At 45.7% G+C, this 13,529-nt stretch carries 20 protein-coding genes; 9 read left to right on the forward strand and 11 right to left on the reverse strand.

The window, feature by feature from the left end; translation table 11 throughout:
- Positions 1–513: a glyceraldehyde dehydrogenase subunit gamma gene (gene cutC / locus QVC96_RS06550; protein WP_287690306.1), complete on the forward strand. Its 513-nt coding sequence runs from the start codon at positions 1–3 to the stop codon at positions 511–513.
- Here the strand turns inward: cutC and QVC96_RS06555 are convergent.
- Together QVC96_RS06555 and QVC96_RS06560 are read right to left on the reverse strand one after the other, a co-directional pair.
- On the reverse strand, positions 458–1,021 hold the full coding sequence (locus QVC96_RS06555) for a nucleotidyltransferase family protein (RefSeq protein ID WP_238025431.1): 564 nt from the start codon (positions 1,019–1,021) through the stop codon (positions 458–460). The two genes, cutC and QVC96_RS06555, sit on opposite strands and share 56 nt — an antisense overlap.
- Entirely contained in the window at positions 1,018–3,276 is a 2,259-nt protein-coding gene (locus tag QVC96_RS06560; protein ID WP_287690308.1) for a 4Fe-4S dicluster domain-containing protein, read from the reverse strand. Before QVC96_RS06560 ends, QVC96_RS06555 begins: the two co-directional genes overlap by 4 nt.
- 52 nt (positions 3,277–3,328) lie before the next feature.
- Between QVC96_RS06560 and QVC96_RS06565 the strand changes: the two genes are divergently transcribed.
- Positions 3,329–4,072 carry a GHMP kinase gene (locus QVC96_RS06565; protein WP_287690310.1) on the forward strand — a complete coding sequence of 248 codons (744 nt, stop codon included), beginning with the start codon at positions 3,329–3,331 and terminating at the stop codon, positions 4,070–4,072.
- Positions 4,027–4,827 carry a 4-phosphopantoate--beta-alanine ligase gene (locus tag QVC96_RS06570; RefSeq protein ID WP_287690312.1) on the forward strand — a complete coding sequence of 267 codons (801 nt, stop codon included), beginning with the start codon at positions 4,027–4,029 and terminating at the stop codon, positions 4,825–4,827. The genes QVC96_RS06565 and QVC96_RS06570 overlap by 46 nt, the downstream gene beginning before the upstream one ends.
- Here the strand turns inward: QVC96_RS06570 and panB are convergent.
- Together panB and QVC96_RS06580 are read right to left on the reverse strand one after the other, a co-directional pair.
- Positions 4,806–5,594 (reverse strand): 3-methyl-2-oxobutanoate hydroxymethyltransferase, encoded by a 789-nt coding sequence (gene panB / locus QVC96_RS06575; protein WP_287690313.1) that lies wholly within the window; start codon positions 5,592–5,594, stop codon positions 4,806–4,808. The genes QVC96_RS06570 and panB overlap by 22 nt on opposite strands.
- The gene (locus QVC96_RS06580) at positions 5,488–6,165 is read right to left on the reverse strand and encodes a hypothetical protein (RefSeq protein ID WP_287690314.1); all 678 of its coding nucleotides are present in this window, start codon (positions 6,163–6,165) and stop codon (positions 5,488–5,490) included. The genes panB and QVC96_RS06580 overlap by 107 nt, the downstream gene beginning before the upstream one ends.
- Positions 6,166–6,208: 43 nt before the next feature.
- On the opposite strand from QVC96_RS06580, the gene QVC96_RS06585 reads away from it, so the two are divergent.
- The 3 genes from QVC96_RS06585 to QVC96_RS06595 are packed head-to-tail and all read left to right on the forward strand — an operon-like array spanning position 6,209 to position 8,382.
- Positions 6,209–6,940: an ABC transporter ATP-binding protein gene (locus tag QVC96_RS06585; protein ID WP_238025439.1), complete on the forward strand. Its 732-nt coding sequence runs from the start codon at positions 6,209–6,211 to the stop codon at positions 6,938–6,940.
- Positions 6,937–8,115: an ABC transporter permease gene (locus QVC96_RS06590; RefSeq protein WP_287690315.1), complete on the forward strand. Its 1,179-nt coding sequence runs from the start codon at positions 6,937–6,939 to the stop codon at positions 8,113–8,115. Before QVC96_RS06585 ends, QVC96_RS06590 begins: the two co-directional genes overlap by 4 nt.
- 36 nt (positions 8,116–8,151) lie before the next feature.
- Positions 8,152–8,382, forward strand: coding sequence for an Lrp/AsnC ligand binding domain-containing protein (locus tag QVC96_RS06595; protein ID WP_238025446.1), 231 nt, complete (start codon positions 8,152–8,154; stop codon positions 8,380–8,382).
- A gap of 156 nt (positions 8,383–8,538) precedes the next feature.
- On the opposite strand, the gene QVC96_RS06600 is transcribed toward QVC96_RS06595, so the two are convergent.
- Positions 8,539–8,832, reverse strand: coding sequence for a hypothetical protein (locus QVC96_RS06600; RefSeq protein WP_238025447.1), 294 nt, complete (start codon positions 8,830–8,832; stop codon positions 8,539–8,541).
- A 143-nt stretch (positions 8,833–8,975) separates the two neighbouring features.
- Between QVC96_RS06600 and QVC96_RS06605 the strand changes: the two genes are divergently transcribed.
- Positions 8,976–9,152 (forward strand): ribbon-helix-helix protein, CopG family, encoded by a 177-nt coding sequence (locus tag QVC96_RS06605; protein WP_012020583.1) that lies wholly within the window; start codon positions 8,976–8,978, stop codon positions 9,150–9,152.
- Between the two features lie 4 nt (positions 9,153–9,156).
- Here QVC96_RS06605 and QVC96_RS06610 read toward each other — a convergent pair whose 3' ends face one another.
- The 6 genes from QVC96_RS06610 to QVC96_RS06635 are packed head-to-tail and all read right to left on the reverse strand — an operon-like array spanning position 9,157 to position 12,598.
- Positions 9,157–9,741 (reverse strand): MBL fold metallo-hydrolase, encoded by a 585-nt coding sequence (locus QVC96_RS06610; protein ID WP_287690318.1) that lies wholly within the window; start codon positions 9,739–9,741, stop codon positions 9,157–9,159.
- A 39-nt stretch (positions 9,742–9,780) separates the two neighbouring features.
- Positions 9,781–10,914 (reverse strand): isopropylmalate synthase, encoded by a 1,134-nt coding sequence (locus QVC96_RS06615; protein ID WP_287690319.1) that lies wholly within the window; start codon positions 10,912–10,914, stop codon positions 9,781–9,783.
- A gap of 38 nt (positions 10,915–10,952) precedes the next feature.
- Positions 10,953–11,600, reverse strand: a complete 648-nt coding sequence (locus QVC96_RS06620; RefSeq protein ID WP_425597988.1) for a 6-hydroxymethylpterin diphosphokinase MptE-like protein — start codon at positions 11,598–11,600, stop codon at positions 10,953–10,955.
- Positions 11,555–11,773 carry a hypothetical protein gene (locus QVC96_RS06625; protein WP_287690320.1) on the reverse strand — a complete coding sequence of 73 codons (219 nt, stop codon included), beginning with the start codon at positions 11,771–11,773 and terminating at the stop codon, positions 11,555–11,557. Before QVC96_RS06625 ends, QVC96_RS06620 begins: the two co-directional genes overlap by 46 nt.
- Positions 11,757–12,173: a hypothetical protein gene (locus QVC96_RS06630; RefSeq protein WP_287690321.1), complete on the reverse strand. Its 417-nt coding sequence runs from the start codon at positions 12,171–12,173 to the stop codon at positions 11,757–11,759. The genes QVC96_RS06625 and QVC96_RS06630 overlap by 17 nt, the downstream gene beginning before the upstream one ends.
- A complete protein-coding gene (locus QVC96_RS06635) occupies positions 12,170–12,598 on the reverse strand; it encodes a hypothetical protein (RefSeq protein WP_287690323.1) in 429 nt (142 codons plus the stop codon). Before QVC96_RS06635 ends, QVC96_RS06630 begins: the two co-directional genes overlap by 4 nt.
- A 32-nt stretch (positions 12,599–12,630) precedes the next feature.
- On the opposite strand from QVC96_RS06635, the gene QVC96_RS06640 reads away from it, so the two are divergent.
- Entirely contained in the window at positions 12,631–13,116 is a 486-nt protein-coding gene (locus QVC96_RS06640; RefSeq protein ID WP_287690324.1) for a hypothetical protein, read from the forward strand.
- Positions 13,113–13,529, forward strand: coding sequence for a 6-pyruvoyl trahydropterin synthase family protein (locus QVC96_RS06645; protein ID WP_287690326.1), 417 nt, complete (start codon positions 13,113–13,115; stop codon positions 13,527–13,529). The genes QVC96_RS06640 and QVC96_RS06645 overlap by 4 nt, the downstream gene beginning before the upstream one ends.

Consider the following 13,529-nt stretch of genomic DNA (forward strand, 5'->3'; position numbering starts at 1 on the left):
ATGAAGGTGTACGAGAAAGATCAAAAGGTGAAGGTAACCTTCAAGGTTAATGGTAAGGAAATGGAGACCGAAGTGGAACCCCGCAGACTACTTGTACACGTTCTGAGAGATCTAGGGTTCACCGGAGTACATATAGGTTGCGATACATCAAACTGCGGTGCATGTACGGTCCTCCTGAATGGAAAAAGCGTTAAGTCGTGTACTCTTCTAGCTGTTGAGGCAGATAACTCGGAGATCACCACAATCGAGGGTCTAGCCAAGGACGGAAAGCTTCACCCAGTTCAGGAAGCGTTCTGGGATAAGCATGCTCTGCAGTGCGGTTACTGTACCCCTGGCATGATCATGCAGAGTGTCTGGCTCCTGAAAGAGAATCCTAACCCAACAGAGGAGGAAATAAGAGAAGGTATCTCTGGTAACCTTTGCAGATGTACCGGTTACCAGAACATCGTTGAGGCAATTAAGACAGCCGCCGAGAAACTTCGATTAGATCAGCCTCTGTATCAACGTCAATGAGCACTTCTTCCCCACACTCCACGAAACACAGATCCGACCTTTTTTTGAGAATGTTCTTGGCTCCCACGTCACCGGTGAGGTTATCCACCTGATCAAATAACTTTTTTGAGAGAAGGACAGGATTACCCCATTCTCCTTCATGTACAGGAACAACTGCACTACATGAAGGAGAAAAGTGGTTCAATATTTTGGAGATCGTATCCTTAGTTATGAGGGGCATATCCCCTAGCACAACCAGCACGCCTTCGGAGTCCCTGAAGTAGCGTATTCCCAACTTAAGGGATGTGGATATTCCATTTTTCCAGTAGGGGTTATACAGTATTATCTCGTCTGGGAATTGGGCAATAATTTCTGGTGCATACTTTCCCGCAACTATCACCCTTTCCCGGGGTAAAGCGTTCAGCACCAATCCCAGTACGGGGACATCCTTTATCTTGGCCAATAACTTGTTTCCCCTGAACCTAGACCCCTCTCCTCCTGCAAGAACAAGTATCCCTATCACGTTCACATGTATGCTATGTTCTTTATTATATCTTGAATAACTAATGGAGTAACTATCTTCTTTAGAATGTCCTCCAGTACGGCAGATCTAAACTCCGGTTTATTAACTAAATTCCTTGACTCGTATTCTAGTTTCCCTGAATTGGCAACCCTCTTTATTAGCTCATCAGCCAGTTCATCGAAGTTCATCCCATTAACTATCTCGCTCCACCTGCTGGATTTCTCCTCCAGAGAGAACTGATTATTTACTAATTTGTTAAAATAGTTTTTCAGTTCAGCATTACGGCCTAGCTTCTGTATTAGGGTATTCGTGAATTTCTTCCTTATAACAGGGACTGATAGGAGCACGAAATATGACTTACCTCCTAGGCTCCACGAGTTCGCCCTATCTGCAACTTCATCAGCTGACAGTAGAATCGCATTCTTAAGCACGTCCCTGAACGTGTCTATTATCTCCTCCTCGTTAACCTCCATGTTCATTTCCTCAACAGGCTTCCTTGTAGGCTCAAGCCTAGCAAAAGACCCATATACAGAGGTTGTATTGAATTTCCAAGTGGAAAATGGACAAATAGTGAGAACTTTCTTGCTCTTAATTTGCACGAGCTTACCGTGATACGTAGTGAAATAGGATCCAGCGCATTCCTTGTCCTCCCCTGAATATCCTAGTTTTCGAGCCCAACAACCTACATGTACTGTTCCATTCACTTTATCCTTGAGGAGTTCATATGCAAGAACTCCCTGTTCACCACTCAGCTTATTGTAAACGTATAGCCCCTCTGGACAGAGGAAATACACTCCTTTCAACCCCTGTTTCTCCTTCATTTCCTTAATTCTCATGACGTCTGCCTTGGCTCCTTCAACATCTCCAGCGATCAGTTTATCAAAACCACAGCATGATCCATCTACCACCTTAACTCTTGGAGAGTAATTGTTGAGCTCTTCTCCTTTATCTAGTAAAAATTGCAAAAATCCCTCAATTCCTTGCATGTCATACTTGGCTGCACATCCAGCGAAGAGCATGACGGGAGGTCTGTTCTTATACTTATCATCTACCATCTTTTCCATTTCCCTGATTCTAAAGGAAACCTGAGGGGTATCTATAGGCGTCACTGTTTTTTTCTCCTTGAGTTTGGGTAGAGCTTCCGTCACGCTGGAAATATTCACACCCACGGGGCATACATCTTGGCATTCCATGCACCCGAAACAGGCCTCAAAATTAACCTCCCCTGTGAAAAGCCTGCTGAATTTCCCTGGAGGTGACCTTGAGTAGTCCTGGGTTGTCCTGTAAGCTAAACAGGAATCCAAGCATTTACCGCAGTTTACACACTTCAGGGCCTCTAGATATTCGGCCTTGATGGTATTGGCGTATTTTGGAACCCTGATATCCTTATCGAACTTATTGAGTATTGTTTTCTCTATCTCTGAATATCCCTGAAGATTGGGAAAGGGGACCACGGAAGGGTTCTTTTTAAGGAAGGAGAATAGATCGTCAATTTCGTCTTTAGAAATGGAACCACATTTCACAACCTGCCTAGATGGCGAGTTGTAGTTAATGACGTAACCCACAGCCCACTCCACGTTGGGTACATCCACAACCTTCTCGAACCTCAGGCAAATAGGTATCTTGCTATTACCCAGTAACTTTTCCATCAACGAAGAAATTTCCTTTATCAGTTTGGCCGTATCAACTGAGCCATTTCTTTTCTCGAGCAATCCAGAGTAAATTGATGGGACATAGTAAACTTCCTCTCCATCTCTGACAATACCTGTCCACGAGAATTTTGATTCCTCTGATGTCTCCACTAGCTCTCCATAGTTCACTGTTAAGAGTGAAACAGTGAACTTATCCTTGAACTCGTGGACTATTTTTTTATAGTTAACAAAACCGAACTTGTAACTACCAAATCCTGAACCGTTAGTTGCAACGAATCCACCGACGCTTCCCATTAGATACATGGGAAATAGGGCCGGGTATAGATTATCTCTAGACAGCCTGTCAAGAAGTTCCTTGAAGGTGATACCGGAAGGCACGTCCAACTTTGAGAAAGTTCCCCTGTTCTCCACAACCCTGTAGACGCTTCCATCCTCAAACTTGGATGGGGCCATTGTAACCCTGGGGTTAAGGTACTGTAATATGGAACCCGACATGGAGGTTCCCCTGCCTATAATAACCTCTTTCTCCTCAGTTACCATCTGCTTCTTTATGGGTTCCAACCCCATTATAGCAATGGCCCTACTGAAGATGGAAGCGTCTAATAGCATTCGGATGGTTTAGAAGTTAGAACATTTAAATATATTTACCTTAATTCACCTAATGGTCGACGTAGTAATACCTATCAGTGTTTCCGGTGTCTGGCGTCCCTTCATCTCTGAGAGAGCTGAACAGTCAGGCTCCGTGGGAATTACGGTGATACTGGAGCCCTACTCCTTCGCTAGGGTGACACAAGGGGAAGGAGTGTATCTCAATGGAAATCTAGTAAAAATGAAAAATATAGAATATCTAGAGGCCAGAATGGGCAAGGTAAGGGTAGAGATTGAGAGCGGAGTACCCCTGGGATTCGGATACGGAATGAGCGCCTCTATAAGTCTAGCATACGCCTTAGGCGCGTCACAGATAAAGGGCTTAGAACTGGAGCATGCGGTCCTCATGGCCCATGAGAGCGAGGTCATTTCGGGGAACGGACTGGGAGACGTGGTCTCCCAGTTCTTTGGTAGAAACATAGTTTACAGGGAGAGACCTGGATTTCCGCCCCACGGAAAGATAAGGATCCTCGACATATTCTCTGAGGACATCTACTCGAAACCGCTGGAGATGCTCCCCACGAAGTCCATACTTCAGCCTCTTGATATTTCGTTAGTCCTGATTGACGAATTCCTAAGCAATCCCTCCCTGATAAAGTTCTTTGAGGTGTCAAGAAAATTTACAGAAGCGCTAGGGTTCAGAAGTCCCTATCCGAACTCCTTCAGAAAGAAGGGACTAATACTTAAATTGGGGAAACCGGAGTCCGACACATGGATAAAACACAGGATCGCAAGTCGAGGAGCGTACGTGGAATAGTGCCAGAAAATCACCCCAGAAGAGAGTCCATACTAACTAGGGAGAGACTGGTAGAGGCGCTTGATAAAGACGTGGTTGTTCCCCAAGGATTGATTGCACAGGGTAGAGGTGAGTGCTTTGATTACCTCATAGGGGAGAGAACCAGGGATTTCGCGGAGAGGGCTATCCTGGAGGCAGCAGTTCTTTTGGTGGAGGCAAAGAACCCCGTGATTTCGGTCAATGGCAATGTGGCTGCACTTGTACCAAGGGAGATCGTAGAACTGGCTGATACTATTCCGGCTAAACTTGAGGTAAACCTCTTTTACAGGGATGAGATGAGGGAGAGGGCAATAGAGAAAGTCCTGCGGGATGCTGGAGCAAAGGAGGTCCTCGGTGTGGGAGAGGATGCCTCGGAGACCATCCCAGAGCTGTTCAGTGAGAGGAGAAGGGTAAGCAGGAGGGGGATATTCTCCGCTGACGTGGTCCTGCTGGGCCTTGAGGATGGTGACAGGACGGAGGCGCTCGTAAGAATGGGGAAGAAGGTAATAGCCATAGACCTTAACCCGCTTTCTAGGACTTCCCTAACTGCTAACGTGACAATTGTGGACAATGTGACAAGGGCAATACCAGCCTTGAGGAACAAGGTTTTAGAGGTGAAGGGATTGGGAGAAGATGAAAGGAAGAAAATCCTGACAGGTTACAATAACAGGGAAGTCCTGAAAAGCGCAATGAAGTTCATGGCTGATAGATTATCTCAGCTCTCTCTTGACTTGTAGTTTTCCTTCCCAGGGAATTTGCCAGTTCTCACGTCATCAACGTATCTTTTAACTGCCTCCCTGATCTCAGTCTTCAGGTCAAGGTATTTCCTTGAGAAGTAAGGTTGAATATCCCCCATACCTAGCAGGTCATGAATAACTAGCACTTGGCCGTCGCAGTAAGGACCGGCACCTATACAAATGGTGGGCACGGATACCCTTTCAGTTATCTTTCTGGCTATTTCCGCATAAACGTTCTCAATCACTATGGAAAAGACGCCCGCCTCTTCCAGAGCCAGGGCATCTGAGATGAGCTTGGACTCATCCTTCACAGTTCTGTATCCACCGAGGGTCAGATATCTCTGAGGTGTGAGACCTATATGACCCATGACGGGGACACCAAACTTCACTATGTTGGCAACCCTGTCGTACACTTCAACTCCCCCTTCAAGCTTCACCGCGTCGGCTCCCTCGCTGGCTAGTATCCCGGCATTCTTTACTGCAACCTCATTGGATGGTTCATAGCTCATGAAGGGCATATCCACCACTACCAATTGCCTCGGTGACGCCCTCACGACTGCCCTAGTATGGTGTACCATGTGATCCATGGTGACCTGAAGCGTTGACGGAAAACCTAGGACGTTCATTCCCAGGGAGTCTCCCACCAGAAACCCGTCAATTTCACTCTCCCCCAATATCTTTGCCATGGAGTAATCGTAGACTGTCAGCATGGTTATCTTTTCTTTCCCCTTCTTTTTCAGGAAATCCCGAATAGTTAATTTTTGCATTGCTGTTCCTTGCTATTCTGGAGGCTAACGTTAAAATTTTCTTGATCCTAGTGGTAATGTCCTTGGTTTCATCGAACTGGACCGATCTCCTATATACGTCTAGGAGGAGGGGAAGATCCTCAAAAGCAATTTTCCTGAAAATTGCCCTATCCACGTCACTCTTAACACCCCTCTGTAGGAGGGACTGAAGCTTCCTCTCCAGATCCTCCAGCCCAAGGCTCATGGCCTGGGTCCTTATCAGGACTATTTCTGGATCCTCCTCTCCCTGATCCAGGGACTCCCTGACCGATTCAAGGTCTATGAACCGCCACCAGTGCTGGTTGCTTGACTTGTAGGACGTCTCAATAATACCGTAATCCCTTTCCAACGCCCTCAATATCATCTTGGGTTCAAAATCGTAACCCAACTCCAACAATCTGGATGTCAAGGTCCTATAATCGAAGTCCCCTACCTCTCCCCTACCCCTCTCATCAACTATGGAGATAGCTACCCTCAAAATTATGGATGCCTTATCGTACTTCAGCAGAGCCTCAGTTAGCCTATCCTTGATTCCCCCTATCAATAAACACACTCTTGAAAACATTATTATTAGTTCAATCCACTTTCAATAGTGTATGATCGTGGACCATCCAGCGGTGAGTGTTACAGCATTGTACAAGAGTGTGGGACGAAAGATGATCCTCAACGGTCTTAGTTTCGATGTCGAGGAGGGAGAGGTCTTTGGGATTATTGGGCCCAACGGTGCGGGTAAGACCACAACGCTTAGGGTACTCAGCGGGATCATCACAAGTTACTCTGGTGACGTCAAGGTATTTGGGGAGAGTCCCAGGTCAGCAAGAATGAAGGGTTACATATCTTACATGCCTGAAGATGCCTTTCCCTACGATAGACTTACAGGAATAGAGAACCTAGAATTCTACGCGAGGATTTACTCCAGGGGAGATAGGAAACTTGAGGAGACCTTTCTGGAGAGAGGGGTGAAGATCGCGTCCCTGGGGAACAGGATTTACGATAGGGCTATGGAGTACAGCAGGGGTATGAAAAGACGTCTTATCATAGCCAGGACCCTCATGGTAAATCCCAGGCTGGCGATACTTGATGAGCCTACTTCCGCGCTGGATGTGGAATCCTCCGTTAGAATAAGGGAAATGATCCGATCAATGAAGGGAAATACCACCCTGATCCTGTCCTCCCACAACCTTCTCGAGGTGGAATACATGTGTGACAGGGTCCTCATGATAAATAGCGGGAAGGGGATAAAGCTGGGCAGGCCTAAGGAAATAATCGAAGAGACTGGGACCAGGAACTTGGAAGAATCCTTCATAAAACTGGTGGGTGAGGGATGATGCTCTACGACCTTCTCAGAAAGGAATGGATAGACCTGAAAAGGGATAAGAAGATTCTCCTTGCCTCAATTCTCCTTCCCCTCTTCCTCCTCCCCCTCATTGGCGTAATAATTTACGCCTCCGTGGCATCACAACCGCCCACAGTGGGGATAATAAATAACGACACTTCGAACAACGTGTACGTGAACGATCTGGCCAGTTATGTTAAAAGTCATGGTGGAGTGGTTTACGTTAACAACTTCAGTATTGTCCCTGATGTGGAGATAATTTTCCCTCCAGGCTTCGCGAATAACATCTCCAACATAGACAGGATCGCAGTAGTAAGGGAGGTAGTCCTTATCTCGTCCCAAAATAATGCCCAGACCATAGTGAACAACGGCCTCTATGAAATCCTGTACAATACGTCAATACAGAGGATCTCGTTCCTTGCCAATGAGAGCCACGTGAACGTTTCTCCCTCTGCCGTGAGGGAACCGCTGGAGGTTGAACTGGGTTACATTAAGCCCAGTAAGCAAGCGGCCTCGAGCAGCACTGACAGACTGGGCCAACTGGCTAGGGTTATCTCGCTAATTCTCTTTCCAGCAGCCACACCGGTGATCTTTTTCTTAACTGACGGAGTACTGGGAGAAAAGGAGAGGAAAACCCTGGAATCCCTTCTCGCCTCTCCAATTTCTCCATTCCAGTTTATATCAGCTAAGTTGATAATTTCAATGGCCCTTGGGGCTATCTCGTCAATTGGCGACCTTGTGGGTTTAGTGGCCTTCTCCGTGTTTGCCCCCTTCATAGTGGGCGGAAATGCAGGAGTGACCCTAAGCTTCTCTCTTTCCGTAATCGTGGCATATCTACTCATGGTCCTGCTCACCGCATCGATCTCCCTCGTGTTACTGATCCTGATAGGCGGATCCCAGAGGAACGTTCAGATAATCAACTTCATAATCACGGGTTTCGGCATGCTTGCGTCGTTCTCCTCCCTTATCCTCAACTTCGGATCCCTGGGATCGCTCTCCTTCATTCTGCTGATACCTTACGTTCAAATTGTGGGAGGCTTACTAGACGGGGTATTTGGTCTAACCCTGTCCATGATCTCCCTTTACCTGGGGACATTTGTGGCCTCCCTTATTCTTATCTTGATCTCGTCAAAGATACTAAACCCAGAAAGACTGCTTCTTAAGTGATGATAGGTTTTTAATTGTAAAGTAGTACATTAATGTATGGGTAGCCTAAAAGCATATGTGTTATTAATTACATCCATTGGGAAAGAAACAGAAGTTTTAAATGAATTAAAAAAACTTGAGGGGGTTAAGGACGGGACCGCAGTATATGGAGAATACGACGTTGTGGTAGAAATTGAAGGAAAGGATTTGGACGACATTAACAGGACAATCAGTCAGATTAGGAGAAACCCGAACATAATTAGAACGGTAACCCTTATTTCAATGTAATCAGCTTTTTTTCTTTTCCTCATTGTTCAGAACGTCTCTGCTACATCACTTATTAGTATAAAGGGGACCCACCTATGCTCATCCTTCCCTGGAACCCAGGGTCACAATCCCATAGGCCCAGTAACTTATCGTGGACAAAATTAAAACGATTACTCCTCAGGTCTGATCTATCTCTACCTGCTCGTCCTCCTCTCCCTCTTCTATGACCTTCAATTTCCTTACCAGTTCCATTACAAGTAGATCAAGTTGTGCCACCCTAGCCTCCAGATAGGCCACTGACTCCTCAAGTTTCTCTGTATTTTCACTCCTAGAAGACTCTTGGTTGCCTCCCTCCATACCATTCTTTATGTAGAACTTAACAAGATCGGTAACCTGAATTCCCATATCCTCAGCTTTCCTCTTGAGCTCCTCGTACATCCACTCGGGAATGGAAAGGTGAATGGTTGGCACTGTATTTTCCTCTAATAAAAAGTATAGGGACTCCTATTATATTAATCTTGCTCATTAAGTACTCCTCTTGAAGTAGGAAGATGGTACTACCGCTACAGAATATACTTAAACCTTATCGATACAAGATATGTATTAGGTCTACAATGAGAGTAATTACATTCAAGGCAGAAGAAGATCTACTAGAGTTATTGGACAGGTATGCAATAAGGTATGGTCTCAACAGGAGTGAGGCCATAAGGAAAGCCATAGAGAAGATGGTAAAGGACGAGATGAGTAAGGAGACAGTTCCTGTTGCCAGAGTAGAGAGAATGAAGTTGTAAAAATTTAAGATTTGTATAAGTAAATTCCTTTCTTAAAATTATTTTCGTCTATCTCTCTTTCTGAGTAAACCTGGAGTCCCGTAAAGTTCAGGAAATTATCTGGTGGATCCAAGGGCATTAGGTGTCCCTTAACCCAGTAATGCAAGGGAATTACCACTGATGGGGAGATCTCCTTAACGAGCTGCGATGCCTCCTTTGCATCTATTGTTATTATCCCTCCCACAGGTAAGGCTAAGACATCAGCTGACAGGTTTTTGAGTAGACTCTCGCTTGGATATTCCCCTATATCCCCCATGTGAACAAAAGACAGATTCCCTCTCTTCACAATGTATATGCTTGTCTTACCGCGTGATTTACCGTTATTTCTATCATGATTAACTTGGATTCCTTGAAGCGTAAAACCTGAAGATGTGAAAATTCCGACGAAACCGGTTCTTCTTTCCTTACTCTCCATTATTTGAAAGGCATTGTGGTCGTAATGATCATGGGTCATGAAGACATATTCGGCTCGCCTAATGCTGGGTTTAGCAAGGCCTATGCTTCCGCCATCGTGCGGGTCAATGACCAGAAGGTCATCCAAGGAAATCATTGAGTGTCCATGAAGTTTTATCATGAGGTGAAAAGTCTCTCAGGAGCTCAAAAATCTAGATGCTATCCTCTTGGCGTCCTCGGCGCTTACCCTGTGACCCGTGTCAGCCATCTTCTTTACCTCGTTCAGCACTACTTTCAATTTCTCGTCATCTAGATAGATGCCCTGGTCCTCAAGGATTTTCCTGAGTCCGTGTATTCCGCTGTGCTTACCCAGTGCAAGTCTCCTGAAATTACCTACCTCCTCAGGCGACATGGGTTCGTAGGTGAGTGGATTCTCTATAACTCCGTGCACGTGAATGCCCGCTTCGTGGCCAAAGGCATTGTCCCCCACTACGGCCTTGAAGAACGGAACAGGCACGCCAGTCAGTTCAGACACGAGTTTACTGGTATCATAAAGCAACCAAGGCTTGACTCCAACCTCGTAATCCAGTAGTTTCTTGAGGGCCATCACTACTTCCTCCAGTGAGGCGTTTCCGGCCCTTTCGCCTATACCGTTTACCGTAACGTGGACCTGCCTGGCACCGCCCATCACTCCTGCTATGGAGTTGGCAGTGGCCAGACCAAAGTCATTGTGACAATGGACGCTTATGACCTTTCCGGAGGCTACTGAAACCACTTTTTTGATAAGCTCCTGAAACTTGAAGGGGTGCATCACCCCAACAGTATCAGGTATGTTTACCCTGTCAGCTCCTGCCTCCACTGCGGTTCTTACGGCCTGTAACAGGAACTCCTCCTCTGTCCTAGTAGCGTCCTCAGGACTGTACTCCACTATAAGACCGTGTGATTTTGCATACCTAACAGATTCGTAAATTCTATCTATAACCTGATCCCTTGTCATCTTTAGTTTGTATTTCAAATGTACATCCGAGGTTGCAATGAAGACGTGAATACTGGAAAGACCTGCCTCTATGCCTTTATCAATATCACCCTTGTTAGCTCTAGCCAGCCCCGTAACCTCTACTGAGTCTCCGACCTCCTCAATAATCTTCTTGGTTGCAATAAACTCTCCCTCAGACGAAGCTGGGAACCCAGCCTCTATGACATCCACTCCAAGTCTTTGAAGCTGCCTTGCAATCCTTACCTTTTGATCAATGGTAAGATCTATTCCAGGTGCCTGCTCCCCATCACGTAAAGTTGTATCAAATATCCTGACTCTTCTAGTGGAGAACACTCATCCCTCTACCCACACTAATAAACAACTCCCAATTTTTATAAATCTTTCCTAGTTAGGGTATGAATAATTTCTTTTGCTATGTTGAGTTTTCTTCTCTTGATGTGAGTCATGGGAACGTTACTCCTTAGAAAGGGTTTAGAATACATGCCTATGTAGTCGGAATCAAAATCCATGGCGTAAAGCCTGATCGATCTCGCGTTAAAGGTCTTGGCAAGGACGAAGGCCCTATCTCCATCTGTGAAACCACCGTATAACTTCAACCTCCCAAAGGGGTAAACCTGAGTAGTTCCTATCACGCTCTTCATCAGGTCGAGTTTCCAGTGAAAGGGAAGGTTGTCTCCATGAGCGTGAACCACGTAGAGGGAATCTGGAAAGCTCATCAAGCCATCAAGGTCCGTGACAACTACGTCCGGTATTATACCCCTCTCAACTAGATAATTTGTGGCTCCGTCAGCCGAGATTATGACGTCCCCTCTCACTTCCTTGACGTTGCTTAAGGAAGGTCCAGCTCCGACTAGGGCTACATCCTTTCCATCCAGAATATTCGCGAGCCTATACTCTAGGTCCTCCCTTATACGCAAATTGAGCAAAAGAGATGAAATGTAGTCAGCCCTGACCGAGAAGCCAAATTGCCTTCTTACCTCGTCATAGAACCTGAGCCATCGGAACTGATCTTGAAATATATAATATCACCTTCCCTGGATATTTCCTTGATTTTATACTTGGTCCTTATTATAGGAAGGAAGGGACTATCCCTTGATATGGAGAACACCACTTCCTTTCCAAGGAGGTACTCCAGAGCCTCCAGAGGATTGCTGGAACAAGCGAAATTATCTAGATCAATTGTGGAATCCATCGAATATCTCCCTCGTTTTATCGAAGAGTGAAGTGACCTTCTCAAGGAGGGGTCTAACCTCAGCTTGTCTTGCGGTAACCGATGGTGCCTTTGTTGGCGACTCGTTTAGAAAGGTCATGGGTGCAATCTCCCTCCACGCTTCTTGAATCTCGGAAATCACTGCCTTGATGGGGTGGTCAATGTCCCTTGTTTCCGCCAGATAACCCAAAACGTCGACCGGTGAACCACTGGCGGTCACAACTCCATATAGGGAAAGCAACGTTGATGCCAGGTTTTCAAGGGTCTCCTTGCATCTCACTACTGTGTAGTAAAGGTCGCCGTCATTGAAGGCATCGGTGCTCTCCTTCAATGTCCTTGTAGCCCTCAAAAGATACTCCGAAGCAAGGGCGCTGTTATTCAAATCTCAACTACCTCCCCTTTCTTGATGTTTTTCACATCAATTAGCTTTTTCCCAAGGTAGTCCACCACTTTCCACTTCTCCTTGAAAATATTACTGGGATCATAAAGGATATATCCTGCAGATAGGATGCTGAGAACAACGGGGTAATGGTGACTGAGCTCATTGGGACTGATGACTATTCCTATGACTGAGGGATCGGATCCGCTCTCCGCGACCATTTTTCTGACCCTATCATGCTTTCTCTGCTTTTTATAGAAATATTGAAATATTTGCCCCCTGGCAAGGAACGATATTTGATCCACGCCATCCAGAACTACTAACATTAATACTGGATCGTGGGGAAGGAATGCTAAGCCCCTTAGTTTCTCTCCGTAATGTTCCAAGATGGATTCGGATAAATCTGCAATAAATTCCCAAACGGTCATGTTTAAAGTCTTAAAGAAAGTGAAATAAAGTTATGGATTACTGGATTCAGCGTTACCAGTCATCAAGACCGTCCATGAAGATGGAGATTATAGAGATGGACGTTCCGTGCAATTCCAAGTGTCTAGAAAGCACAGAGTTCAGGTCTTTACTGGAGAACGAGACCTTCAGATCCAGAATTGAGGTGGTGGATAGCCTCGTGGAACTTGTGAGGGAACAGGTTAGAACTCTCAAAAGGGAGATTCAGGGAAGGATGGGAGAGTTTGAAGGTGATCTGGACTCGCTTACCTTCACCATCTATAGACTTGTGGAATACGGGGGCAATACCTCACTGGGGGAAAGGTTGACCTTTGAGGGAAGGACAATAGCTTCCGGGAGCTTTCAGGACTTGGTCAACGTGAATAAGCTCATCGAGAGGATAAGGATGGACCCAGACATCAAGTCCATCTGTGATGAGATTAGATATTTAATAGAGGCCTTGTGGGAACACTTTGAGAAGAACATGGTGAAAATTCAATGAAGGTAAGAGTAGGTATAGAGGGTTTCTCCATAGATTCTGCTCATTACACACTTTCCTCCCCCAAGGATAATCAGCTTCACGGGCATACCTATCGGGTCACTGTAGAAGTTGAAGGGGAGGTTCACGAGGAGAACGGATTTGTGGTGGACTTCAACCAGTTGAGGGAGATAGTGAGAGACGCTATCTCCTCATGGGATCACAAGTTCATAATTCCCAGAAGGGACATGGAGAAGATCAGTATAACGTCACCGTTCAAGGTGGAGGTGAAATTGATTGACGCTCCCTATCCCACGGTTGAATACATAGGTATGGAGATGGCTAAACAGATCTTTACTAAACTAGGAAATAATTTCAAAGTATTTGTGAAGATATATGAGGGATCGGACTCCTACGCCTTGATAGAGTACCCTTAA

The sequence above is a fragment of the Metallosphaera javensis (ex Sakai et al. 2022) genome (genome assembly GCA_021654415.1).
GTDB lineage: Archaea > Thermoproteota > Thermoprotei_A > Sulfolobales > Sulfolobaceae > Metallosphaera > Metallosphaera javensis.